The sequence below is a fragment of the Nitrospirillum viridazoti CBAmc genome (assembly GCF_000730165.1).
In the GTDB taxonomy this organism is placed as follows: Bacteria; Pseudomonadota; Alphaproteobacteria; order Azospirillales; family Azospirillaceae; genus Nitrospirillum; species Nitrospirillum viridazoti.
The window spans coordinates 953,593-978,992 of sequence record NZ_CP022110.1 but is presented as its reverse complement, the minus strand read 5'-3'; the positions used below and the strand labels follow the sequence as shown (position 1 = coordinate 978,992).

Genomic DNA, 25,400 nt, shown 5'->3' with positions numbered 1-25,400 from the left:
ACTATCGTTAGGAGTCAACACGCATGAGGGATTGGTCCCCCGATCATCCGAGAGCGAAAGTGATGGCGCGTAAGCGCGCCGCGATCGTGGCGGCCGCCGAGCAGGCGTTCGTGCGGGACGGCTATGCCGGCAGCGGAATGGAGAGCATCGCCCGTGAGGCCGGCGTTTCAATCATGACGCTGTACCGCCATGCTCGAACCAAAGACGATCTCTTTGCAGCGGTAATGGAAAGCGCGTGCCATCCGGTCGATATGGAAGAGTCGGTCAAGATCGAGGAGGTTTTGAAGAAGCCGCTCGCGGACATTCTTCTCTTTGTCGGCGTGATGTTCCAGGAGCGCATTCGCGGCGCGAAGACGACCAACCTGCTCCGGGTCGTCATGACCGAGATACGGCGATTTCCGCACCTTGGTGCGTTGGCGTACGATGGCCTGATCAACGCGCACGTCGAAAGGCTGGACTCTTTTCTGTCAACTCGGGCCGGTACATCCGGGATGCCGGCGGAGCGACGGCGCCAGATCGGCCATGATTTCTTCGAGCGGTTGGTCGGTCTCGATGACTATCGTGTGCTACTTGGCCTGCCAGCTCCGTCGGAGCAGGACATACGCAGGCGGGCGGAACTGGCCGCTCGGGAAGCTGTTGCGGCGTTGGAGAGGGATCAGCCCGTTCCCAATCTGCACGAACTTTGAGGCGCTGACCTGTTCCTGACCTGATCGATCCGGGCGTCGGTCCAGGCCCGCCCCTGTCAAAAGCGCCTAACGATCTTGTTAAAATCGATGTTGCGATCGTTTCTCATTATCAGTATCAGGATGCCAACCGATCCTGACTGAATAATGGAAACACGATGAAAAAGTGCGCCGTGTCGATGCTTGCCCTGTTGGCGGCGATGCAGGCCCCCTTGCGGGCCCAGGCCACGGAAGCGATGGCCACGGAAGCGATGGACGCCGCCGTGGACACGACGGCCTCCACCACGGACGCCGGCCAGGAAAAGGCCCTGGACGACATTATCGTGAGCGGCACGCAGGCCCCCTCCTTCAAGGCGGAGGTAGTGCAGGTCGGCGCCTTCCGGAACCAGTCGCTGCTGGACACGCCCTTGACCGTCGCCATCCTGCCGCGCGCCCTGCTGGACGCGCAGGGGGCGCAGGGGCTGGACGACGCGCTGCGCAACACGCCCGGCGTGACGCAGCAATCCACCAGCCCCCTGACCAGCAACAACTTCGTCTCGCGCGGCGTGCTGATGAACGCGCGCACCAATTATCGCCTTAACGGGTCCTTGCCCATCATCAACCTGGGCCCCATCCCCATCGAGAACAAGCAGCGGGTTGAGTTGCTGAAGGGCGTGTCGGCCCTTTACTACGGCATCAGCACGCCGTCGGGCATCGTCAACGTGGTGACCAAGCGGGCGGGGTCCGACCCCGTCACCTCCTTCACCCTGAACGGCGACAACAACGGCAGTTTCGGCAGCGGCTTCGACATCGGGCGGGAGTTCGGCGACCACAACGAATACGGCGCGCGCGTCAACGGCTACGCCTCACGTATCGGCACGCCGGTCAACGACGTGGACGGTCGCCGCTGGCTGATGAGCGGCGCCTTCGACTGGCGCGCCAGCGAGCGCCTGACCTTCAAGCTGGACGCCGAATACTACCGCCGTGAGATGGATGAGCCCGGTGGCATCACCCTGCCCACCGCCGTGGGCGCCAAAGGCGGCAACGGCGGCACCATCATCCTGCCGTCCATCCCGGACCCCAGCCTGCGCTTCGCCCCGCTGAACGCACCCTACAACACCTGGGCCACCAACGTGGTGGGCCGCGCCGATTACGCCATCACCGACGACTGGTCGGCCCGCGCGGAGTTCGGCGTCGCCTCCACCCGCCGGCAGCGCACCATCGCCAACCTGGGCGGCGTCAACCTGGCCACCGGCTCCGGCACGGTGACCGGCACCTACACGCCCGACCAGGAATATCGCAACCAGAACCTGCGGCTGGAAGTGTCCGGCAAGCTTGACACCGGCCCCATCAGCCATGAGCTGCTGATCGGCTTCAGCCGCAACCGCCAGACGCAGGAGGACCAGCACCAGCAGTCCTACACCGCGATCAAGCAGAACCTGTACGATCCCGTGGATGTCGCCTACGACACGCTGAAGTTCACCACCACCCGCCTGCTGGCCGGCAGCGTGAACATCGACACCGGCGGCTATGTCATGGACATGGCGCACCTGGGCGAAAGCTGGCTGCTGATCGCCGGCGCCCGTTATGTCGACTATGACACCAGCTCGGCCGCCAGCAATTATGCCGTCCAGACCGTCACCCCCACGGCCGGCCTGGTCTATAAGCTGACGCCCAAGTCCAGCCTGTACGCGACCTATATCGAGGGGCTGGAGAGCGCCGGCACCGCGCCGGACGGCACCACCAACGCCGGCAGCATCCTAAACCCCATCGTCAGCAAGCAGGTGGAGGTGGGCGGCCGCATGGAAGTGGCCGGCGCCATGATGTCGCTGGCCTGGTTCCATATCGACCGGGGCCTGGCCTACACCGACATCCACAACACCTACGTCCTGAACGGCCAGGCCATCCACCAGGGCGTCGAAGCCTCCGTCCAGGGGGAGGTGCTGCCCGACCTGTCGATCATGGTCAGCGGCCAGTACCTGAACGCCCTTCAGGAGAACACCGGCAGCATCTACCAGGATGGCAGGCGGGTGGAGAACACGCCGCGCTGGTCCGGTTCCGTCTTCGCGGAATACCATCCGGACTTCCTGGACGGCGTGGGCCTGAACGCCGGCGTCTACTACACCGGCGATCGCGCGGCGGATGCGCAGAACCGCGCCACCCTGCCCGCCTACACGACGCTGAGCCTGGGGGCCAGCTACAAGACCCAGGTGCAGGGCAATGGCCTGACCCTGCGCGTCAACGCCGACAACGTGACCAATGAGCGGTACTGGGCCACCGGCGGCCCCACGCTCTACTCGGGCATGCCGGCCACCGTGCGCTTCTCAGCCACGCTTGATTTGTGAGTTCCTCAGGCGCCGACAGGCCCGTCCGGGCCTTTGGCTGTCCTCGTTCCGCTCCTACGGTGCTCACTCCGGCACCCGCGGTCGCGGGCTACGGTGGCACGAGTCTTTATCTCGTGCCACCGACATTAGGCTGAGCGACCAAAGATTGTCGCCAGTAGCCCGGCATCGACCCTTTGATGCCGGGGCATGGCCGCCATTGAAATTTCGTGAGCATGTTCGCTTGACACGCCCGCCGGATGCCGCTTTTATCCTGCCCATCATGACCGACTTCGCGACCACCCTGCTGCTTCTTATGAACCCGGCCTCCTGAGAGGACCGGGGATTTCGTCATAAGTTTGCGCAAGGTTCGCTGAGTTTCCAAATGTCGTGTCACGCCGCCCCCAGGGGCTTCTCTGCCAAGGCCAGCATCGCCGCCGCCAGCGCCCAGCCGCTGACCTTCGCCGCGCGCCTGCTCCTTACCGGCGGTCGCCGGGCCTGACGGCCATCCGGCGGCTGTACCCCTGGCCGTATTCACCTCCCCGACTGAATACACATAGAGCAGAGACGCCCTGATCATGTTGCGCGATCCGTCCACCAAGTACCGCCCCTTCGCCCACGCCGACCTGCCCGACCGCACCTGGCCGTCCCGCGCCATCACCCAGGCGCCGCGCTGGTTGTCCACCGACCTGCGCGACGGCAACCAGGCCCTGATCGATCCCATGGACGCGGAGAAGAAACAGCGCTTCTTCGACATGCTGGTGAAGATCGGCTTCAAGGAGATCGAGGTCGGCTTCCCCTCCGCCTCGCAGACGGAATTCGATTTCGTCCGCAGCCTGGTGGAAGGCGGCAAGGTCCCCGACGATGTCACCGTCCAGGTGCTGACCCAGGCGCGGCGCGACCTGATCGAGCGCACGTTCGAGAGCCTGCGGGGCGCCCCCCGCGCCATCGTCCACATGTACAACGCCATCTCCCCCGCCTGGCGCCGCATCGTCTTCGGCATGGACCGGGCCGGCATCAAGGACATCGCCGTCAAGGGCGTGACCATCATGCGCGAGCAGGCGGAGAAGTATCCTGAGACCGACTGGATCTTCGAATACTCGCCCGAGACTTTCAGCACGGCGGAGCCCGACTTCGCCCTGGAAGTATGCGAGGCGGTGCTGGACGTGCTGCAACCCACGCCGGACAAGCCCGTCATCCTGAACCTGCCGGCCACGGTGGAGGCCGCCGGCCCCCACATCTATGCCGACCAGATCGAACGCTTCTGCCGCCAGATCAGCCGCCGCGACAGCGTCATCATCAGCGTCCACCCCCATAACGACCGGGGCACCGGCGTGGCCGCGGCGGAACTGGCGGTGCAGGCCGGCGCCGACCGTGTCGAAGGCTGCCTGTTCGGCAATGGCGAGCGCACGGGCAATGTCGACCTGGTGACCCTGGGCCTGAACCTATACACCCAGGGCGTGGACCCGGGCCTGGACTTCTCCGACATCCAGTCGGTCGTCCAGACGGTCCAGTACTGCAACCAGATCCCGGTGCACCCCCGCCACCCCTATGCCGGTGAGCTGGTGTTCACCGCCTTCTCCGGATCGCACCAGGACGCCATCAAGAAGGGCTTCGCGGCGCAGGCCGGCCGCAACGACCAAGTCTGGGACGTACCCTACCTGCCCATCGATCCCACCGACCTGGGCTGCGGCTATGAAGCGGTGATCCGCGTCAACAGCCAGTCGGGCAAGGGCGGGATCGCCTGGGTCATGGAACAGGACAAGGGCCTGAAGCTGCCCCGCCCCCTGCAGATCGATTTCAGCCGCGTGGTCCAGGGCTATGCCGATGAGACCAGCCGCGAGCTGACCGCCGCCGACATCTGGTCCATCTTCCAGGACACCTACTGCCTGACCGGCCTGCAGCGTTTCGAGCTGATCGACTATCAGGAGACGGGCACCGCCGGCAGCAAGGAGCGCATGTTCGCCGGCCGGGTCAGCGTCGGCCGCGAGGAACGCAGCATCAGCGGCCGGGGCAACGGCCTGCTGTCCAGCGTGCTGGCCGCCCTGAAGGTCGATTGCGGCGTGGACCTGGACATCGTCGATTACCAGGAACACGCCATCGGCCACGGCGGTGACGCCCGCGCCGCGGCCTATGTCGAGTGCCGCACCGGCGACGGCCGCAAGGTCTTCGGCGTGGGCATCGACACCGACGTCGCCACCGCCTCCGTCCGCGCCGTGCTCAGCGCCGCCAACGGGGCGGGCTGAGCAACCAGGGTTCAGGGCCGTCTCGCCTGCGGACGGCCCTGCCCCGGCGCCCGCGCGAAATCGATGAAGGCGCGCAGGGCGGCGGGCAGGTGCCGGCGGCTGGGGTAGTAGAGGAACAGGCCGGGGTAATAGGGGCACCAGTCTTCCAGCACCCGCACCAGGCGGCCCGACGCGACCAGCTCGGTTACCCGGACGTCGAACACATAGGCCAGGCCCGTGCCGGCCAAGGCCGCGTCCACCATCAGATCCTGGTCGCTGAGGGTCAGGGGGCCGTCGACCTCCACATCCAGCGCCACGCCCGCCCGCTCGAATTCCCAGCGATAGAGCACGCCGCTGAGGAAGCGGTAGCGGATGCAAGGTAGGCCGCGCAGATCGTGCGGGGTGGCCGGCACCGGATGGCGTTCGAAATAGGTGGGCGATCCCACCACGGCGAAGCGCTGGCGGGGGCCTAAAGGTACCGCGATCATGTCGCCGGCGATGCTCTCGCCGAAGCGCACGCCGGCGTCGAAGCCGCCGGCCACCACATCGACCAGTGCGTCATCCACTACCATCTCCACCCGCACGTCGGGGAAGGCCGCCAGGAAGCGCAGCACGAGGGGCAGCAGCACCAGCCGCGCCGCCGCCTGCGAGGCATTCAGGCGCAAGGTGCCCACGGGCTGGCCACGCAAGCTGTTCAAATCCTCGATGGCGTCATGGATGTCCAGGAAGGCCGGGCGGATGCGGCCGTACAGCCGCTCTCCCGCCTCGGTCAGGGCGACGCTGCGCGTGGTGCGGTTGACCAGGCGCAGATCCAGCCGTTCCTCGATGGCGCGCAAGGCGTGGCTGAGGGCGGATGGCGTCACGCCGAGTTCCACCGCCGCCTTGCGAAAGCTGCGATGGGTGGCGATGGCCAGGAAGACGGACAGCTCCGCCGGATCGATGCGTTTCATAGGTCGGTATTATTGATGAAGTTGTCTCATCAGGCTAACGCAAATTCCTTGGATTAATTCATCAGATGCGCGGCGCTAGCTTTCCCTTCGTCAGCCGGCGGCAATGGGCCCCGGCCCCCAAGCAAAGGAGAGCATCATGCGTGTCTGGTTCATCACCGGGGCGTCCCGGGGTTTCGGCGCCCTGATCACCGAGCAGGCCCTGGCCGCCGGCGACGCCGTGGTCGCCACCGCCCGCGACCCGTCCACCGTCACCGCCCGCTTCGGATCCCTTCCCCGCCTGTTGGCCGCCAAGCTGGACGTGACCGACGAGGTGCAGGCCCAGGCGGCGGTGGAACAGGCCGTCAAGACCTTCGGCCGCATCGACATCCTGGTGAACAACGCCGGCTACGGGCTGCTGGGCGGCGTGGAGGAAGCCAGCGGGGCGGAGGTGGAACGCCTGTTCGCCACCAACGTCTTCGGCCTGCTGGCCGTGACCCGCGCCGTGCTGCCGCATATGCGCCGCCAGCGCGCCGGTCACATCATCAACCTGTCGTCCATCGGCGGCTATCAGTCCTTCATCGGCTGGGGCCCCTATTGCGCCACCAAGTTCGCGGTGGAAGGCCTGACCGAGGCGCTGGCGCTGGAGGTCGCCCCCCTGGGCATTCATGCAACCGTGGTGGAGCCCGGCTTCTTCCGCACCGACTTCCTGGATGACCAGTCGCTGTCGCGCACCAAGGCGCAGATCGAGGATTATCACGCCACGGTGGGCGGCATGCGCGACTTCGCCGCTGGCGCCAACCATGCCCAGCCGGGCGACCCGGCCCGCCTGGCCCAGGCCTTCATCGCCCTGGTGAACACGCCGCAGCCGCCCGTGCGCCTGCCACTGGGCAGCGACACGGTGGCCGCCATCGAGAAGAAGAACGCCTTCGTGGCCGGCGAACTGGCGCAGTGGCGGGAGGTGGCGCTGTCCACCGACTTTCCAGCCGGCGCGTGAGGAGACGGGGCGGCCCTTCGAGAAGGGCCGTCCCGTCCTTATTGCGCCTGATCGCGCGCGAACTGCTGCGCGCACAGCCCTTGCGGCTGCCAATCCTGGATCAGGGTGGTCGGCGGCCGGGCGGCATCGTGCAGGATGAGGGCGAAGCCATGGCGCGGCGCCGTGCCGATGGCCATGAGCAGCATCGGCGGGCCGCCCTCGATGACTAGGCTGTTGCCCGGTCTCCGCTCCTGCCGCGCGCCGGCCGGCGTCTCCAGGCACGTATCCCCGGTCAGCGCATAGAAGGCCTCCGGCCCTGAATGCACGTGCAGGGGTGCCGTCATGCCGGGCGTGAAGACCGAACGCAGATATTCCGCCGAATAGGAGGCGGCGGAGGTCACCGGCAGGGGCCCGATGTCTGCCACATGCGTACCGCCCTGCGGGGGCCGCCATCCCCTCCCTTCAATGGTGAACAGCCAGACCTTGCCGAAGGCGGCGACGACGCTGCCCGTCTTGCTGGCCGCCGCTTCCGCCGCCGCCTTGGAGGGGAAGGTGTCCAGGTGCCAATAAATGTCGCCCTCCGGCAAGACGGCGATGTTCTGGTGGGCCATCAGGCAAGCGGGGCCGGCCGCCGCCTCCACGCCGCAAGGCCGGGCGGTCGCCTGTCCGAAGGCGGGACCGGCCACCAGCACGGCGGCGGCAACGGCCCCGACAGCATATGCTTTTCCCATAATCCACTCCCCTCTATGGATGGCGCAGCATGTCCATCCCAAGAGCGGCGGCGCAATGTCTCCGGGTAGATACAACTTTTCGTGAGGCCATGAATCGTGTGAAGGGGATGGGCAGGCGGTGCCGTGCCCACTGCCCCTTCTGCCCGGCGCCCCCTTTTGCTCGCAGCCTACGCCGCGCCCTTTTCCGCCTTGCGCGCGGTGAAGCGGTTGACCGGCACCTCCAGCCCCAGATTGTCGCGGAAGGTCTCGCCCTCATACTCCCGGCGCAGCAGGCCGCGGTCCTGGAGGATGGGCACCACCGTCTCCACGAACACGTCCAACTGCTTGGGCAGCGCCTCGAAGAAGACGAAGCCGTCGGCGGCCTTGGCCTCCAGCCAGTGCTGGAACTTGTCGGCAATCTGTTCCGGCGTGCCGACGAAATTGCCGCGCGGGGTGGCGAAGCGCTGGGCCACCTGGCGCAGGGTCAGGTTGTCCGCCTTGGCGGCCGCCACGATCTTCAGCACCGCACTTTGGGTGCTGTTGTACGCATCCGCCCCGACCTCGGGGAAAGGCGCGTCCAGGTCGTACTGGCTGAAGTCATGGTCGTTGAACGGCCGGCCCAGCATGGACAGGGCGTTCTCGATGGATACCAGGTTGGCCAATTCCTGGTACTTCGCCTCGGCCTCCGCTTCCGTGGCGCCCACCACCGGCGCCACGCCCGGCAGGATGAACACCTTCTCCGGATCACGACCGAAGCCGGCGGCCCGCGCCTTCACGTCGGCATAGTAGGCCTGCGCCTCCGCCAGATCGTCCTGGCCGACGAAGATGGCGTCGGCGTGCTTGGCGGCGAAGTTCTTGCCATCCTCCGACGCGCCGGCCTGGAAGATCACCGGCTGGCCCTGCGGGCTACGGGCGATGTTTAGGGGGCCCTTCACCTGGAAGAACTCCCCCTTATGGTCCAGGGTGTTGAGCTTCTTGGGGTCGAAGAAGACGCCGCTTTCCTTGTCATGGACCAGGGCGTCATCCTCCCAGCTGTCCCACAGGCCCTGGACCACATCCAGGTATTCGGCCGCCAGGCGATAGCGCTGGTCATGGGCCAGGTGCTGGGGCTTGCTGTAGTTGGCGGCGCTGCCCTCCAGCCAGCTGGTGACCACGTTCCAACCCGCCCGGCCGCCGCTGATATGGTCCAGCGAGGCGAATTGGCGCGCCACGTTATAGGGCTCGCTGTAGCTGACGGTCAGGGTGCCGACCAGGCCGATATGGCTGGTGGCGCCGGCCAGGGCCGACAGGATGGTCAGCGGCTCGAACCGGTTCAAATAGTGGGGACTGGATTTCTCGGTGATGTAGACGCTGTCGGCCACGAACAGGAAGTCGAAGCGCCCCTTCTCCGCCACCTGCGCCTGGCGCTTGTAGAAGGCGAAGTTGGTGCTGGCGTCGGGCTGGGCGTCCGGGTGGCGCCAATCACCCCAGGTGCGGCCAACGCCGTGAAGGATGAAGCCCAGTTTCAACTGCTTGCCCGCACTCATGATCGCCTCCGCTGAAATCGAGGCGGTCAGCATCCGGGCGGGACCGGCGCCACACAAACGAGTCTTCTCAATGAGACCGTTGAGTGGCGCCGGGAATGGTTGATCGTCAGAACTTCTCCACCCACGGGCGCAGTTCCACCTCCCAGGTCCAGGCGCTGCGGTGCTGATTGTGGATATGCAGGTATTCCCGGGCGATGGCGTCGGGATCCAGCCACTTGTCCTCCGGCCCGTCTTCGCCGGGTTTGGACCAGCTGCTGGCGACACCGCCGTCGATGACGAAGTGCGCGATGTGGATGTTCTGCGGCGCCAGCTCGCGCGCCAGGCTTTGCGCCATGCCGCGTAAAGCGAACTTGCCCATAGCGAAGGGGGTTGAGCCCGCCAGGCCCTTCACGCTGGCGGTGGCGCCGGTCAGCAGGATGCTGCCCCGGCCCAGCAGGCGCATGCGCACCGCCGCCGCCTGGGCCACCAGGAAACCGGCGTAGGCGGAGATGCGCAAGGACTCCAGCACCTGGGCGGGGTCCAGGTCCTGCACCGGCCCCCGTGCGCGGGCGCTGGCGTTGAACACCACCAATTCCGGCACGCCCAGGTCGGTGTCGACCTGTTCGAAAAGGCGGGCCACCGCCTCGGGCTCGGCGGCGTCGACGGCATAGGCCTGGGCCCCCGTTTCCGCCACCAGGTCGGCCAGCTTGTCCGTGTTGCGCGCGGCCAGGGCCACACGGTAACCCTCATGGGTCAGCAGGCGGGCCAAAGAGGCGCTGATGCCCTTGCCCGCGCCAACGATCAGCGCTGATTTCTGGGTCATTTCCGTTTCTCCTCAGGCGCCGGCGGTCGCCGGCCAGGGGCGCCATCGGGGCGGCCGGCGCCCCATTTTCCTTGGATCACGCGTATTGCGCTTCGCCGTTGCCGAAGGACCAGTTCTCCTTGGGCACCTCGACCAGGTTGATGAACACGTCCTCGCGCCGCAGCCCCAACCGGGCGTGCAGGCCATCGGCCACCGCCTTGTAGAAGGCCTTCTTCACCTCCAGCGTGCGGCCCTGGTTCAGGGTGATTTGGATGATCACCGTGTCGCGGGTGCGGTGGATGCCCAGATAGGTCGGATCGGCCACGAAGTCGCTGTCACCATGTTCGGTGATGATCTGGAAACGGTCGTCCTTGGGCACGTTCAGGGTGCTGAGCATGGCCTCATAGATCACCTCGCCGATGGTGTGGCGGTATTCGGCGGACTTGCCTTTGATCAGGTCGATACGGGCGAGCGGCATTGGGGGTTTCCTCCGGTTGTGGGCGGCCCCGAACGGGATACCTGAACACGAGCATGCCGCATTTACGGGTAATTGCCCATATGGTCGTTGACAGCGCCACCACAGGCGCGCCTGATATGCTGGCGCCCGTTTCCACCAGGACCATTCATGCCTGACACCGCCCCTCTTGCCGCCGACCTGTCCGAACCCACGCAGTGCAACTGCGCCGCCTTGCGTCAGGCCTCCCGCCGCCTGACCAAGTTCTACGACGCGGCCTTGGCGCCTACAGGGCTGGGCATCAACCAGTATTCCATCTTGTCCCGCCTCAACCGCCATGGACCCAACGGCATCCAGGACCTGGCGGCCCTGCTGGCCATGGACCGCTCCACCCTGGGGCACCTGCTGCGCCCCTTGGAAAAGCGCAACCTGGTGCGTCTGACCATCACGCCGGCGGATAAGCGCCGCCGGGTGCTGGTGCTGACGGCGGAGGGGCAGGATCTGATCGCCCAGGCCCAGCCGCTGTGGTCGGCGGCGCAAGCGCGGTTCGAACACGCCTTCGGCAGCGACAACGCCCTGACCCTGCGCGCCGTGCTGCGCCAGGTGGAAACAGCGGAACTGGCGGAGCCCGTCTAAGTAAAGCGCCAGCTCTGACCAATCCTAATTAAATAAAATTCTATGCAATTGATAGCAAGATAGCGGCAGAACGCCGCATCCCGCCAGCGTGCGACAGGATACGAGGTTAACGGGGGTGGCAATCGGACAGGTGCACCCCATGTCCTCTTCCTACAATGGGGTATCTCTTGTGGGAAAGGGATAGGGGCCCCAGCGCAACCCGCTTCAGGAGCCGCCATGCCGCGTCTTGTCGATCTTTCCTTGCGCACCCGTATATTCTCAGCCTTCGCCTCGGTTCTGCTGGTGACCTTGGGCCTCGGGCTTTTCGCATTGGAGCGCCTTTCCCGCATCGAGGCGGCCGCCGCCGACCTAGGAACCGACGCCCTGCCCTCCATCGTCGCCAGCAATGAATTGCTGCAGGGCGTGCTGGAGGCCCGCCGCTTCCAGCAAGGCATGCTGCTGTCCACCGATGACGCGGCGCGGGCGGAACAGGAAAAGACGGTGACCCAGGAACTGGACCGCGTGGCCAAGGGCCGCCGGGCCTACGACCCGCTGATCACCATCGAGCGGTCGCAGATGGACCAGTTCGACACGCTGTGGCCGCGGTTCCTCGCCTCCTCCACTCAGGTCATCGACGCCCTGCACAAGGGCGACCGGGAAACAGCATTGAAGCTGTACGCCGGTGAGAACCGGGACCAGACCCGCGCCCTGGTCAAGGTGCTGACGGAAACGGCGGACCTGAACTACCGCGCCGGCCAGCAGGCTTATGCGCTGCTGAGCCACACCACCGGCATCTCGCGTCTGGGCACGCTGCTGGCGCTGGCCGTGGCACTGGCTGTGGCCTTTGCCGCCGGCGCCGTCATGGTGCTGACCACCGGCCGGCCCACCCGTCAGCTGACGGCGGTCATGACGCGTCTGAGCCAACGCCAGCTGGACACCGCCATCCCCGGCGCCGACCGCCAGGATGAGATCGGCGCCATGGCGCGCGCCGTCCAGGTGTTCCGCGACGGCCTGGTGGAGGCCGAGCGCCTGGCCGCCGTCCAGCGGGAGGCTGACGCCGCCAAGGCCCGCCGCGTGGCCGCCATCGACAGCCTGGTCAGCGATTTCGACCACCAATCCTCCCACATCCTGCACCAGTTCAGCGGGGCGGCGGCCGAGTTGGACATCGCCGCGCAGAGCATGTCCGGCGTGGCGGAGGAGACCAACCGCCAGTCGGCCAGCGCCGCCGCCGCCGCGGACCAGACCACCGCCAACGTCCAGACCGTGGCCGCCGCAGCGGAGGAGATGGCGGCCAGCATCGCGGAGATCAACCGCCAAGTGGTACACGCCCAAGCCATCGCCAGCCGCGCCAGCATGGATGCGCGCGAAACCATGGCCACCGTCGCCGGGCTGACCGACGCCACCCAGCGCATCGGCGAAGTGGTGACCCTGATCCAGACCATCGCCGAACAGACCAACCTGCTGGCGCTGAACGCCACCATCGAGGCCGCGCGCGCCGGGGAGGCCGGCAAGGGCTTCGCCGTCGTGGCGGCGGAGGTGAAGGGCCTGGCGAACCAGACGGCCAAGGCGACGGAGGACATCGCCGCCCAGATCACGGCGGTGCAGCAGGTGTCATCCCGCACCTCCACCGCCATCCAGGCCATCGGCGCGGTGATCGAGGAGGTGAACAGCATCTCCACCTCCATCGCCGCCGCCATGGAACAGCAGGGCGCCTCGACCACGGAGATCAGCCGCAACGTGGGCCAGGCCGCCACCGGCACCCAAGGCGTGGCGGATGCGCTCGGCGCCGTGACGGAGGCCGCCGGCCAAGCCGGTGCCGCCGCCACCCAGGTGCTGGGCGCCGCCCACGACCTGTCGGAACAGTCCGGCGTACTGCGGACCCACGTCAGCCGCTTCCTGGCCGCCATCAAAGCGGCCTGAGATCTTCTACCGTTGAAATGAAAAGCGCCGACGCGAGGTTGTCTCGCGCCGGCGCTTTTCATTTAGGGAGGTCAGGGCAGCGGCACCACGTTGTTGGCCAGTGTCAGTTCCGGCTGGTCCAGCCCCACCCGAACGGTGGCACCCTGCGCCTTGAAGCCCTTGGGCAAGGGCAGCGTCACCTCCGCCGTGCGGGGTATCAGGTCCACCGGTGCTGCCAGCGCCGGCACGGGGGCCGTAGCCACCACCGCGCCGGAGGCGTCCACCAGCGACAGGGTGCCGGCCGGTGCGTCCATCCCGCCCAGGCTGTGCACGATGGCATGAAGCACGCCCTTTTCCACCCGCACGTCGTCACGGCCGATGCCCAGGTCCGCCCGGCTTTCCACCGGCGTGGTCGCCTGGTCCAGCGTGAACTCCAGCACCGTGGTCTGGTGCGGTTGGAACACCACGTCCACGCCGGCGCTGCGTTCCAGGTCCACGGATTTGGCCGCAGCGGCGCCGGCGATGGAATCGCCGCCCTCCGTCGCGGTACCGCTGGCCATGCCCCAATGGCCGGCGGTGACGTTCCAGGTGGTCATGCGCGCCGCCTGCGGCCGGTCGGACAGGTTGTAGGCCACCACCTTGAAATGGTCGCGCGTGGCGCCGGGCAATAGGATGGCCACCTGCTCCGCCCCGTCCGGTTCGGCGAAGCGCCAGCTGACGGTGTGGCCGGGGTAGAGATAGTTGCGACGCAGCGCCACGCCGCCCAGGCGCTCCCGCTGCAGGACGTCGTTGGGCAGGTCCACCCGGTCGGACCACCAGTGCCCTTCGGTGTTCATGTACATCGTCTGCGACTTGGACTGGATGGCGGCGGCGTGCAACTCCTCCAGCCAGCGCTTGTCACCCGTCATCTGCCAGGCAATGTAGGGCGCGAACCCGCTGTCGCCCCTGAGTGCCACGGGACCGGCCCTGTCGGCCTGGGCGGTCATGGCCCGCCCCCAGTCGTCACGGCGGCCCAGCACGTCGATGGCGTTCTCGTTCAGCTCATCAATGGCGCGGGGACCCGCCTGTGCCACGCGCGACAGGATGGGCCCCAGGTACTTGGCGTCGCCGGTCCAGCGGTAGCTGGCCCAGAAGGCCTGCATCGCCCCCACCTCCCCCACCGCCTTGGCGAGGTCCCCATCCCGTTCCGCGTCCGTGCGCCAGTTGATCTCGGCGGGAAAGGACAGGGTACCGTCCTTCCCGCCCGGCTTGCCATGGGCCAGGTAACCGTCGGCCAGGCCCTGGACCAGGGCGCGGGCCTTGGGGTTGGCGTTGTAGACGCCCATGAGGATGGCGGGGTGGGTGATCATGAAGGAATGAGGCTTCTGCCACTCCCACGGCCCCTCACGGTAAGCCAGGGTGCCGCTGAACCAGTTGGTGGCGAAGTGCATGTGACCATTGGGGTTGGGCAGGATGATGCGCTCCGCCAGCGCCTTGGTGGTGACCATCAGCCGCTCCACCGTGCGCGGCTCGCCCCAGTTCAGGTATAGCGCCTCGCTGTTGCTGTTGATGCCTTCCTCATAGGAATGCAGCTCGTCGGTGGCGATGGTGCCCAGGCCATTGGTGATCATGCCATTGCGGTACTGCGCGTCGATCAGGGCGCGCAGGGAGGCGTTGATCTTGTCCGGCTCCACCCCCATCAGGGCCAGGCCGGGCCACTGCTCCGTCAGGTCGGTGTCGTCGGAGATGCCGCCGCCGAAATCGCCGTAGGGCACCTGGCGCTCATCGATCCACCAGTCGACGAAACGGCGGATCAACTTCATGTCCTCCACCTGGCGGAAGGCCCATAGGGGCACACCGGCCGGTGCCTGCGGCTGGGTGAAGGCGGGCCAGCCCTGCGCGCCATAGCTCATGTCCGCCCAGTAATAGCGGCCCAGCAGGTTGTCCGGATCCACGCGCAGCAGGTCGCTGACATCACCGAAGAGGCGGCGGTACAGGCGCTGGCGCTTGGAGGTGGTGTGCTCCTCCACCAGGAAGCCCCAGTTGTCCTTCACCTGGTTCAGGCGGTCGGCGATATGCTCCACCTTCGCCTGCTCCCGATCCTTGAACACTAGGCGAATGCGGGCGCCGTCCAGGCTGCGGGCGGTGAAGTCGGGGGCGGCAGAGGCGACGGTCAGGTAAAGGCTGTCGTTGGTCAGGATGCGATCGCGCGTGTCCAGCCACAGGGTGCGCGCCTGTCCCGGCTTGACCGAGACCGACACATCGATCAAGTCGCGGTCCGGCCAGATAGGGTCCTTGATCTGGATGTTCAGCGGGATCAGCCCGTCCTTGCCCGGGGTGACGCTCAGCGCCGGCAGGTCGATGGCGATGCCGTCCAGGCCGTCGTGCATATTCTCCCAGCCATAGGCCCAAGCGCGCATCAGCGGCTGCGCCACCGGCGGATCACCAAAGCCCGAAGGGATGAGGACATGCACGATGGGCAGGGTTGGCGCCGTGTCGGCGGTTCGCTTGCGCATCGGCGCCTCGTTGGGCAGGGCTACGACCGTGCTGCGTTCATTGGTTGGATAGCGCCCAGCGATGTAGCCGCGCAAGGCCGCCAGATTGTCGTAATCGGGGGCGGCGTCGCTGCGAATGGTGTAGCTCAGCTTCACCGTGCCCTGCGGTTCCACCCCCTCGGTCACGTTGTAGGCCCAGATCTCCTGGATGGGGGTTTCCTGGGCAACGTTGGTGAAGCGCAGGCGCCCGCCCCGCCGGGTGTCGAACTGGTCCACCGTACGCACCGGCCCCTGGCGGCGCTTGGCCAGCGGCTTGAACGCGCCGTCCGCGCCGGCGTAGTCCAGGCCGCCGTACGCGGCCCCCCTTATCTCCACGCGGTTGAAAGGCTCATCGGGGAGCGCCAGGTCCAGCGCCTGCCCACCCTCCACATAGGTGTTCCAGTCCGGCAGGGTGAAATAGTCATTGCGGCCGGGCAGGCGGGACCGGTTGTAGACACCCGGCCAGGTCGTCTCACTGATGCCGTCGGTGGCCTTCCACATCCATTCCTTCTTGTCCTTGGCGTCAGCGAACTCGACCTTGCGGATGGCTGTCACCGGCGCCGCCAGCGCGGGTGGTGCCTTGTCCTCCCAGCCGTAGCGGCGCAGCCAGGCTCGGCGCGTGGCCGCGTCGGGCCCAGTGCCGGGTGCCGCGCCCGGCATCTCGTTGCGCGCCAACGCCGCCATGTCGGCCGGCGCCAGCATGTGGTCGTAGACGCGAATCTCGTCGAAGTCGCCGCCGCGCATGAAGCTGTAGCGGCTCTGCACCTGATGGGGGGAGATGGTACGGCCGGCCAGGCCGAACTGGTCCAACCCCACGTCGTAATCGCCCTTGGCGGCCTGGCGCGCCACCTCCTTGCCATTCAGATACAGGCGCACGCCCGCCGTCTCATCCCAGGCGAAGGCGATGTGGGTCCAGGCGTCAGGCGCCGGCGGCGCGTCCAGTTTGAAGGAGACGCGGGTGCGCACCAGGTTGGCGTCGGTGACGAAGGCGTCGAAGCCGTGGCCGTTCCAGTCGATGCGCAGCCACGCCATATCCCAGCTGGTGTGGTCGGAAAAGCCCACGCGAAAGAGGACGAAAGGCGCCACGCCCACGGGATAGCGTGACCGCCAGAAGAAGGAGAGCGTACCCCGCTGCGCATAGATATTGCCTGGCGCGTCCCAGGCCAGCACCCCGTCGTCCTGCCATTCGATGGCGCCGCCGGACACGCCCGTCGGCACGATCCGCACCTTGTCCTGGAAGTTGGGCACCGCCTGCCCGCCAGCCACGTCAGCGACGAAATCCCTATCCGCCGACACGCGGAACAGCAGGCCACCGGCCTCGGCGGCCGCCCCCGCCGACGGCGGCAAGATGGTGGCCGACAGCAGGCACGCGGCCAGCGCCCGGCCGGCCTTGGTCATCCCGGACATGATCCCTCCCCTGGGTCCCGGTCGCGTCAGGGCGCCGGCTTCTTCTGGTCTAAAGGAAGGCTAAGTCATAATTGACACCGGTGGCAATTATCGATTTCGGACCACAGTAGGCCGACTCATCAAAGGGAAGTTGGGAGTCGTCTCCGGTCCCGGTACCCTGCATAGCTTTCCAAGAAAAAGATTCGCCTGTCGGGGTAATCAGGAAGAAACAGTGGCGCGCCACCGCAAACGGGAAACATTAATACGTTAATTAATCAAAGCTTAAGGCCACCTTCCAATACTTTGCATCATCTTGACCGCCCGGAGGCCCTTGATGTTTTCCAACATCCGAATCCTGTGGAAGATCGTCATTATCGTCGCAGCCATGGCCCTGGCTGCCGGCGGCATCGCCGCCGCCGGGCTGATCGGGCTGCGCACCATGGCGGACAACGCCACCGAGATTCAGGCCGCCGGCAACGCCGCCACCCTGGGCGCCCGCATGAGCCGGGAGCTGTCGACCGTCAACCGGCTGGAATATCGGGTGCTGGCCCTGCCTGAGGAATGGGACGACGCGGCCAAGGCCAAGGACGTGGCCACGACCACCCTGTTGGGCCGGCTGGACGCCCTGGAAAAGCTGGTGACCCCGGATGAGCGGCCACAGTTGGACGCAGTGCGCGCGGCCTATGCCGACTACACCCCAGTGATGGCGGCGCTGTTCGACAAGGTGCGCCAAGCCCGCGACCGTGGCGGTGACTCCCGCGCCGGCCTGGTGGACGCCATCCACGACTCGCGCGCCCATGTCGCCGCCTTGCAGGACAAGATGAAAGCGTTGGTGGACACGCTGGAGCAGCGCTCCGTCGCCGTGAACGAGCGGGCCCAGCGCGCGGCCCGCATGGCCACCCGCCTGATGATGCTGTTCGCGGCAGTGGGCATCACCGCCGGCCTGGTGGTGGGCTTGCTGGTGGCCCGCCACGGCCTGCTGCGTCCCATCACGCTGGTGGTGGGCAGCCTGCGCGCGCTGGCCGACGGCAAGCTGGAGGCCGATGTGCCCTGTGCCGACCGGGGGGATGAGATCGGCGACATCGGTCGCGCCGCGCTGGTGTTCCGCAACAACGCGCGGGAAGCCGACCGCCTGCGCGCCGCCCAGGCCGCCGAGCAGCAGGCCAAAGCCCGCCGGGCCGAAGCGCTGGAGGGCCTGGTCGCCCATTTCGAGGCGCGGTCGGCCGACCTGGTGCACATGCTGGCCAGCGCCGCGACGGAGATGGAGGCGACGGCCACCTCCATGGCCGGCTTGGCCAACCAGACCAACCAGCGCTCCGGCGCCGTGGCCAACGCCTCGCACCAGGCGGCCCTGAACGTGCAGACGGTGGCCGCCGCGACGGAGGAGCTGGCCCTGTCGGTGAAGGAGATCGCGCAGCAGGTCAGCCATTCCCGCGACATCGCCGACAAGGCGCAGGTGGACGCGGAGGATACGCGCACCACCGTGGCCCAACTGGCCGGCGCCACCCAGCGCATCGGGGGCATCGCGCAGCTGATCGCAGGCATCGCGGCCCAGACCAACCTGCTGGCGCTGAACGCCACCATCGAGGCAGCCCGCGCCGGCGACGCCGGCCGGGGCTTCGTCATCGTCGCCAACGAGGTGAAGTCGCTGGCGACGCAAACATCCCGGGCCACGGATGAGATCGCCAGCCAGATTGGCGAGATTCAGGCCCTGACCGGTCGCACCGTGGGCGCTATTGACCACATCAACGGCACCATCGCCCAATTGTCGGAAATCGCCGTGGTCATCGCCTCCGCCGTGGAGGAACAGACCGCCGCCACCAGCGAAATCGCCCGCAATGTCAACGAAGCGGCGCGTGGCGTGGGCGACGTCTCCACCACCATCACCGACGTCAACCACGCCGCCATCACCACTGGTGACGCCGCCGGCCAGATCGTCGACGCCTCCGGCCAGCTATCTCGCCGGGCGGAAACCCTGAACCGTGAAATCGCCAGTTTCATAAGCGGGGTGAAGGCGGCTTAGTCCACCTTCAATCGCCGCGTGGCCGCGGTCGCGGCCCAGGTTTTCCGTCTTCGCTTGCGGCCAAGTGGCCTTAACCAACTCCCGCCTTGGAGGGCGCCGGCGATACCCGTATGGTGCCACCGGTTACCGCCCCTTTGCAGGAGCCCATAGGAATGCAGTCCCTTTACCGCGCCGCCGACGACCGTTACGAGACCATGCCCTACCGCCGCTGCGGACGCAGCGGCCTGGACCTGCCCGCCATCTCGCTGGGCCTGTGGCATAATTTCGGCGGCGCCGACGTTTTCGAGACTGGCCGCGCCATCCTGCGCCGCGCCTTCGACCGCGGCGTCACCCACTTCGACCTGGCCAACAACTACGGCCCGCCCTATGGCTCCGCCGAGGAGAATTTCGGCCGCGTCATGGCCGGGGACTTCAAGCCCTACCGGGATGAGATGATCATCTCCACCAAGGCCGGCTACGACATGTGGCCCGGCCCCTACGGCATCGGCGGATCGCGCAAGTATCTGATCGCCAGCCTGGACCAGAGCCTGCGCCGTATGGGCCTGGACTATGTCGACATCTTCTATTCCCACCGCGTGGATCCGACCACGCCGCTGGAAGAGACCATGGGCGCGCTGGCCCAGGTGGTGCGCCAGGGCAAGGCGCTGTACGTCGGCATCTCCTCCTATTCAGCCGATATGACGGCCAAGGCCGCCGCCCTGCTGAAGGAGATGGGCGCGCCCTGCCTGATCCATCAGCCCAGCTATTCCATGCTGAACCGCTGGATCGAGGGCGGCCTGTTGGAGACGCTGGAGGGCAGCGGCATCGGCTGCATCGCCTTCTCCCCGCTGGCGCAGGGTCTCCTGTCCAAAAAGTACCTGAACGGCGTGCCGGCCGACGCCCGCGCCGCCAAGGGCGGGTCGTTCAAGGAAGATCTGCTGACGCCCGAGGCGCTGGACCATGTGCGTGCCCTGAACGCCATCGCCGAGCGGCGGGGCCAGACGCTGGCCCAGATGGCGATCGCCTGGGTGTTGCGCGACGCCCGTGTCACCTCCGCCCTCATCGGTGCCCGGACCGTGGCCCAATTGGACGACAGCCTGGACGCCCTGAACAACCTGGCGTTCACGGACGCGGAACTGGCAGAAATCGACGCCCACGCCGTCGACACCGGCCTGAACATCTGGCAGCGCTCCTCCGACGCCAGCACGCCGGAGTGAGCGAACAAAGAAATGCCCGCGCCTCGGACGGGGCGCGGGCATCCAGTATGGCGGTGCGGGCGGGGGGCCGCAGGTACCGCCCATGGGGAGGAAAGCGACGGGTGATGGGGAGTGGGGGACATCCCGTCGCCGCAAGGGAAAGCTACCCCAGGTGGCGGGGGGTGTTCTTGCATGCCTCAGGGATATTTTGTCTGAAAGGGGCGCCATGTCGGACCCGCGGGGTCAGGCCAGGAGGCGCGCCATTTCCACCCTCACGGCCGGCGCGTGGTGCAACAGCGTCCGGTCCTCTTCGTCGTTCAGATCCTGGCGGCGAAAATACTCGTCATCCAACTGTTCCCGCTTGTGCGGATGGCCATCGGCCACCGGCGCGCGTCCCCGCGCCCGCTTGCGCTCGAACTCGGCCCGCGACTTGACGGAATAGTGGTGGATGTAGAGCCGGTCATGGGAAATGGCGGGGGTGAACCCGTCGTCGCGCAATGTGATCGGCTGCCCTCCATCGTCGACATAATGGAAACCATCCCGCAGGCGGCCGGAATGGATGATCATGCGATCCAGCGCCGCGGTTCGCACCAGGCTCTTCATATGGACATGGCCGTGGTAGGTCGCCGGAGCGCAGCGGGTGAAGCGCTCGATCACCAGGCGCCCGTCGGGTTCCTGATGGCCGCTGGATCCGAAATACCGCCAGTTGAGCGCCACCGCCCCCACGGCTGGATCCCGGCCGTATGAGGCCGCCAGCGTCGGCAAGGGTAGCCCCGCCCGGCTGACGACGAATTCATCGGCATCGATGAACAGGGCCCAGTCCGTCTCCGCCGCGTAGTAGGTCACGAAATGATTGTAGGCCCGCAACTGCGGCCCCACCATCATGTCGCCCCACCAGTTGAAATCCCGCAGATCGGGAAGCGACAGGACCAGGTCCCGTGCCTCAAAGAAGGCCAGCGCACCGCTGCTGGGCGCGGACGGCCAGTCAATGACGGTGATGCCCGCCCTGCCGGCGATGCGGTCCAGCACGGCACGCGTATCGTCGGTGCTGCCATTGTTGTAGATGACGAAACGCTCGATGCCCATCAGGCGATAGTACGCCACCCATTCCAACAGAAAGGCGCCTTCGTTCTTGACGATGGCGCAGATGGTAACGCGAGGCGGGTTTGCATCCGCCCCTTGTCCTATCCCAGCCGCCTGCCCACGCCACTGCCAATCATCAGCAAATTTTATTGTTTGCATATTGTTCGTAAAGCGGCCGCGCCGCGCCTGGATTATTCCAGGCATTTTATAGGTCGCCTCCGAATGGTGTGGCCACCGCCCCTTCGCCCTAGCCCACATTGCATAATAATGACAAAATTGCGACGAGCCACCCTTTGGCCAGGCCCCGACTTAGCGCTCGATGCGATAGACGAAGGCGTAGTCACCCGGTGCCCGCTTCGGCACCGCCAGGTGCAAGCCATCCTCATCCTGATGGAAGGACAGAGCCTGCCCGGCCCCGCCGTCCAGCAGGGTGACGACCTTCACCGCCACCCCCGCCGGCAGGGCGTGGATGGTGGCCTCCCCGCCTTCGGGCCAGCCCAGCTCGATGGCGTAGAGGATGTCGCCCTTGGTGGTGAAGCGGAAGTCCTCGGGTCCGAAAGGCCTGTCGGTCTGCCCTTCCTTGAATGAGCCGCTGGCCATCCGGGCGGGCCCCTCACCGAACTGGCGCCAGGGCCGCGTACCGTAGATCGCCTCGCCATTGGTCTTCAGCCAGGCCCCTATGGCCAACAGCCTGTCCTGCGCCTCCTGCGGAATGGTGCCATCGGCGCGGGGACCGATGTTCAGCAGCAGGTTGCCGTTCTTGGACACGATGTCGGCCAGCAGGTGGATGATCCGCTCCGGCGACTTGTATTGCTCGCCCTCGATATAGCCCCAGCTGTAGTCGCCCAGCGAGGTGCAGGTCTGCCAGACGCGGGGCTGGATGTCCGGCATCAGACCCCGTTCCACGTCGGCGACGCCGCTGCCCGCCGCCAGCGCCCCCTCCTTGTAATTCACCACCGCCGAGGCGCCGCGCCGCCCTTGGGTATTGTAATAATAAGCCAGGAACTTGGGCAGGGTGGCGCGGAAGGCCGGGTGGCTGATCCACCAGTCGAAATAGATGAGGTCGGGGTGGTAGTCCTCCACCAGCTCCGCCGTGCGCGCCGTCCAGTCGTCCAGCCACGCCTGCGAGACATAGGTGAAGTCACCCGTCAGCTGGGTGTCGCCCGTGTCCTCCGCCGTCAGCCGCGCCTCCGCCGGGCCATAGAGGTCGGCATAGCGCGGGTCGTTCACGTCGGAAGGGATCTTGCGTCCCTCACCGAAGAACCAGTCGTGCTCCGCCCGGTGGGACGACAGGCCCAGGTGCAGGCCCTGCGCCCGCACCGCCCGCACCAGATCGCCGATGAGGTCGCGCTTGGGGCCCATGCGCAGGGCCGACCAGTCGGACAAGCGCGTGGCGTACATGGCGAAGCCGTCATGATGTTCCGCCACCGGCACCACGTAGCGGGCGCCGGATGCCCGGAACAGGGCAGCCCAGGCGCGGGGGTCGTACTTCTCCGCCTTGAAAAGGGGAATGAAATCCTTGTAGCCGAACTTGTCCGGGGTGCCGTAAACGGCCAGGTGATGCTGGTATTCCTTGCTGCCCTGGATGTACATGCGGCGCGAATACCATTCGCTGCCGAAGGCGGGCACGGAATAGACGCCCCAGTGGATAAAGATGCCGAACTTGGCATCCGCATACCATTCCGGTACCCGCCAGGTCCGCAGGGATTCCCAGTCCGGGCGGAAGGGCCCGGCGGCGTCGCCCGCCGCCACCTTCCGCAGCAGAACCTCGCGCTCATGCGCCGCCTTGGCGGAGCCCTGGCGCCAGGCGGCGTCCATCTGCGCCGGGGTCAGCGCGGCGGCGGTGGGGGACACACCCTGGGCAAGGGCCGGGGCCGGCAGGCAGATCATCGCCAACAGGCCGATGGCGCGCCAGGGGCGGCGCCAGCGGATGGAAGGGCGCGTCATGGGTCGGTGGTCCTCCTGCGTCATCAACGGGCCTTCATCACCAAGGGGACCAGCCTCGCACATCCGCGCCGCTCAGCGAACCCGGACCGTCGCCTTGGCCCGTTGGCCGGCGGCGTCGATGACGGCGATGTCGGCGAAACCGATGCCATCGGGAATCCAATCCGCCCCCTCCCCGCTCGCGCTGTCCGGAAGCGGCAGGCCATTGCCCAGCCAGTGCAGCGGTGGCCGGCCGCCCAGAGCCTCCAGCGGCACCGGCACGGGCGCGCCGTCGCGGCCGGGCGTGCGCTCGACCTCCGCCCCATCCGGCGGGAAGGCGATGCGCAGCGGGGCGGCGGCCGCGGCCAGGCTGCCACCGGGCGTCCCCCGATCGAACAGGGCCAGGGCCGGCGGCAGGGCGTGGCCGGGCCCGGCCTCCAGCACCCCGGGTGGCGGCTCGGGCGGCGTGCCCCAGTCGGGCAGCAGGTCCACCAGGCGGAACAGCAGGGGGGCCGCCATGTCGCGGCCGGCGGCGCCGGGCCGGGGCGTGCCGTCCGGCCGCCCCACCCACACCCCCACCACATGGGTCGAGGTGAAGCCGACTGCCCAAGCATCGCGGAACCCGTAGGACGTGCCCGTCTTGTAGGCGACCCAGCGCCCGCCCACCGCCGCCCGCCCATCCGGCCGGGGCGTGCCCGACAGGATCTCCGCCACGTACCAGGCGGCCACCGCGCCCATAAGCCGCTTGGCCGGCCGTTTGGGCCCCGGCGCCTCCGACGGCGTCAGCAGCAGCGGCCGGGCCTGGCCGCCATCCCCCAGGTCGGCGTAGAGATTGGTCAGATCGGCCAGGCTGAGCCCCAGGCCACCCAGCGCCAGGGGCAGGCCGGGGGCCGCGTCCGGCCGGGGCAACACCACCTGCGCGCCCACCTCCCGCAGGCGGCCCAAGAAGCGGGCGGGCCCCAGCCGATCCAGCACCTTCACCGCCGGCACGTTCAGCGACTGCTGCAGGGCTTCGCGCACCGTGACCAGGCCATGGAAACCGCCGTCGAAATTGCGCGGCGCGTAGTCGCCGAACACGGTGGGCACGTCGTTGATGCGCGTCTCGGGATGCAGGGGCAGCGCCTCGAACCCCAGGCCGTAAAGGAAGGGCTTCAGCGCCGACCCCGGGGAGCGCGGCGCCGCCGCCATGTCCACCTGGCCGAAGGGGCCGGAGAAGCTGCCGCCGACATAGGCGCGCACCTTGCGGCTGCCGATCTCCATCACCAGGACCGCCACCTCCGCCGCCGGCTCCAGCGTATCCTGGGTCCCGCGCACCGTGGCCTCCACCCGCCGCTGCAGGCCGGCATCCAGCGTGCTGGCGATGACGCTACCCGGTGGCGCGGCGCGGCGCAGGCGGTCGGCCAAGTGGGGAGCGAGGAAGGGCAGCGGGCGGCGGTCCGTCGGCAGCGGCTCCGACATGCCTTCGCGCGCCGCCTGCCGGCTCAGCACACCCTTGGCCGCCATGCGGCGCAGCAGGGCATCGCGCCCGGCACGGGCCGCCGCCGGCGCCAGATCCGGCCGGCGCTTGGTGGGCGATTGCGGCAGGGTCACCAGCAAAGCCGCCTGCCCGGGGGTCAGCGCCGCCGGCGGCCGGCCGAAATAGGCCAATGATGCCGCCCGCGCGCCTTCCAGATTGCCGCCGAAGGGCGCCAAGGTCAGGTACATGCCCAGGATGTCGCTCTTGGAATAGCGCGCCTCCAACTGCAGGGCCCGGGCCATCTCCAACAGCTTGGACGCCACGGTTCGAGGACGCGGTTCCAGCAGGCGCGCCACCTGCATGGTGAGGGTGGACCCGCCGGAGACGATGCGGCCGTGGCGCAGGGCCTGGCCCGCCGCCCGCGCCAGGGCCAGCGGATCGACACCGGGATGGTGATAGAAGCGATGGTCCTCATAGGCCAGCAGCATCGCCAAATAGGTGGGGTTGGCCTCGGTGGCACTCATGGGCAGCCGCCAGGCGCCGTCCGCAGTGATGAAGGCGCGCAGCACCTCCCCGCCCTCGTCCGTCACCAGGGTGGACCGCTCCTGCCAGCGCCGCAGGTCCGGCGGGAACAGCCGGTCCAGCGCCACGACCAGCAGGGCGAGCGCCAGCACCCCGGCGCCCAGGCGTGTCCCCCAGGGGACGAAGCCCTGGCGGGCCAGCCCCCAGCGGGTCAATCGGGCACG

Annotated in this window: 17 protein-coding genes; 8 read left to right on the top strand and 9 right to left on the bottom strand. The window is 67.6% G+C overall.

What is annotated here, in order from left to right; genetic code table 11:
• Nucleotides 1-62 precede the first annotated feature (62 nt).
• The 3 genes from Y958_RS04515 to leuA all read left to right on the top strand — a co-directional run bounded on the left by Y958_RS04515 (nt 63) and on the right by leuA (nt 5,229).
• A complete protein-coding gene (locus tag Y958_RS04515) occupies nt 63-686 on the top strand; it encodes a TetR/AcrR family transcriptional regulator (RefSeq protein ID WP_186291259.1) in 624 nt (207 codons plus the stop codon).
• Between the two features lie 155 nt (nt 687-841).
• Nucleotides 842-3,007 (top strand): TonB-dependent siderophore receptor, encoded by a 2,166-nt coding sequence (locus tag Y958_RS04510; protein ID WP_088871059.1) that lies wholly within the window; start codon nt 842-844, stop codon nt 3,005-3,007.
• Nucleotides 3,008-3,561: 554 nt separating this feature from the next.
• Complete coding sequence (leuA, locus tag Y958_RS04505) at nt 3,562-5,229, top strand: 2-isopropylmalate synthase (RefSeq protein WP_088871058.1); 1,668 nt, start codon at nt 3,562-3,564, stop codon at nt 5,227-5,229.
• 11 nt (nt 5,230-5,240) lie between these two features.
• Here the strand turns inward: leuA and Y958_RS04500 are convergent, their stop codons facing one another.
• A complete protein-coding gene (locus Y958_RS04500) occupies nt 5,241-6,158 on the bottom strand; it encodes a LysR family transcriptional regulator (protein WP_088871057.1) in 918 nt (305 codons plus the stop codon).
• 136 nt (nt 6,159-6,294) lie between these two features.
• Here Y958_RS04500 and Y958_RS04495 point away from each other — a divergent pair, with 136 nt between their 5' ends.
• Nucleotides 6,295-7,131 carry an oxidoreductase gene (locus tag Y958_RS04495; RefSeq protein WP_088871056.1) on the top strand — a complete coding sequence of 279 codons (837 nt, stop codon included), beginning with the start codon at nt 6,295-6,297 and terminating at the stop codon, nt 7,129-7,131.
• 38 nt (nt 7,132-7,169) lie between these two features.
• Here Y958_RS04495 and Y958_RS04490 read toward each other — a convergent pair whose 3' ends face one another.
• The 4 genes from Y958_RS04490 to Y958_RS04475 all read right to left on the bottom strand — a co-directional run bounded on the left by Y958_RS04490 (nt 7,170) and on the right by Y958_RS04475 (nt 10,605).
• Nucleotides 7,170-7,841, bottom strand: coding sequence for a hypothetical protein (locus Y958_RS04490; RefSeq protein ID WP_145727943.1), 672 nt, complete (start codon nt 7,839-7,841; stop codon nt 7,170-7,172).
• Nucleotides 7,842-8,008: 167 nt separating this feature from the next.
• The gene (locus tag Y958_RS04485) at nt 8,009-9,346 is read right to left on the bottom strand and encodes an LLM class flavin-dependent oxidoreductase (protein WP_088872473.1); all 1,338 of its coding nucleotides are present in this window, start codon (nt 9,344-9,346) and stop codon (nt 8,009-8,011) included.
• Between the two features lie 106 nt (nt 9,347-9,452).
• A complete protein-coding gene (locus Y958_RS04480) occupies nt 9,453-10,148 on the bottom strand; it encodes an SDR family NAD(P)-dependent oxidoreductase (protein WP_088871054.1) in 696 nt (231 codons plus the stop codon).
• A 76-nt stretch (nt 10,149-10,224) separates the two neighbouring features.
• The gene (locus tag Y958_RS04475; protein ID WP_040848959.1) at nt 10,225-10,605 is read right to left on the bottom strand and encodes a tautomerase family protein; all 381 of its coding nucleotides are present in this window, start codon (nt 10,603-10,605) and stop codon (nt 10,225-10,227) included.
• Nucleotides 10,606-10,752: 147 nt separating this feature from the next.
• Between Y958_RS04475 and Y958_RS04470 the strand changes: the two genes are divergently transcribed.
• Together Y958_RS04470 and Y958_RS04465 are read left to right on the top strand one after the other, a co-directional pair.
• Nucleotides 10,753-11,217 (top strand): MarR family winged helix-turn-helix transcriptional regulator, encoded by a 465-nt coding sequence (locus tag Y958_RS04470; protein ID WP_088871053.1) that lies wholly within the window; start codon nt 10,753-10,755, stop codon nt 11,215-11,217.
• Nucleotides 11,218-11,433: 216 nt separating this feature from the next.
• Nucleotides 11,434-13,116, top strand: coding sequence for a methyl-accepting chemotaxis protein (locus Y958_RS04465; RefSeq protein WP_088871052.1), 1,683 nt, complete (start codon nt 11,434-11,436; stop codon nt 13,114-13,116).
• Nucleotides 13,117-13,187: 71 nt separating this feature from the next.
• On the opposite strand, the gene Y958_RS04460 is transcribed toward Y958_RS04465, so the two are convergent.
• Nucleotides 13,188-17,015, bottom strand: a complete 3,828-nt coding sequence (locus tag Y958_RS04460) for a LamG domain-containing protein (protein ID WP_244909371.1) — start codon at nt 17,013-17,015, stop codon at nt 13,188-13,190.
• Between the two features lie 313 nt (nt 17,016-17,328).
• On the opposite strand from Y958_RS04460, the gene Y958_RS04455 reads away from it, so the two are divergent.
• Nucleotides 17,329-19,017 (top strand): methyl-accepting chemotaxis protein, encoded by a 1,689-nt coding sequence (locus Y958_RS04455; RefSeq protein WP_088871051.1) that lies wholly within the window; start codon nt 17,329-17,331, stop codon nt 19,015-19,017.
• Between the two features lie 152 nt (nt 19,018-19,169).
• Complete coding sequence (gene mgrA / locus Y958_RS04450) at nt 19,170-20,213, top strand: L-glyceraldehyde 3-phosphate reductase (RefSeq protein WP_088871050.1); 1,044 nt, start codon at nt 19,170-19,172, stop codon at nt 20,211-20,213.
• 222 nt (nt 20,214-20,435) lie between these two features.
• Here mgrA and Y958_RS04445 read toward each other — a convergent pair whose 3' ends face one another.
• From Y958_RS04445 to pbpC, 3 genes are all read right to left on the bottom strand, one after another.
• A complete protein-coding gene (locus Y958_RS04445) occupies nt 20,436-21,296 on the bottom strand; it encodes a glycosyltransferase family 2 protein (RefSeq protein ID WP_244909414.1) in 861 nt (286 codons plus the stop codon).
• Between the two features lie 288 nt (nt 21,297-21,584).
• Entirely contained in the window at nt 21,585-23,222 is a 1,638-nt protein-coding gene (locus Y958_RS04440) for an alpha-L-fucosidase (RefSeq protein WP_244909370.1), read from the bottom strand.
• A gap of 72 nt (nt 23,223-23,294) precedes the next feature.
• A complete protein-coding gene (gene pbpC / locus Y958_RS04435; protein WP_244909369.1) occupies nt 23,295-25,391 on the bottom strand; it encodes a penicillin-binding protein 1C in 2,097 nt (698 codons plus the stop codon).
• Nucleotides 25,392-25,400 lie beyond the last annotated feature (9 nt).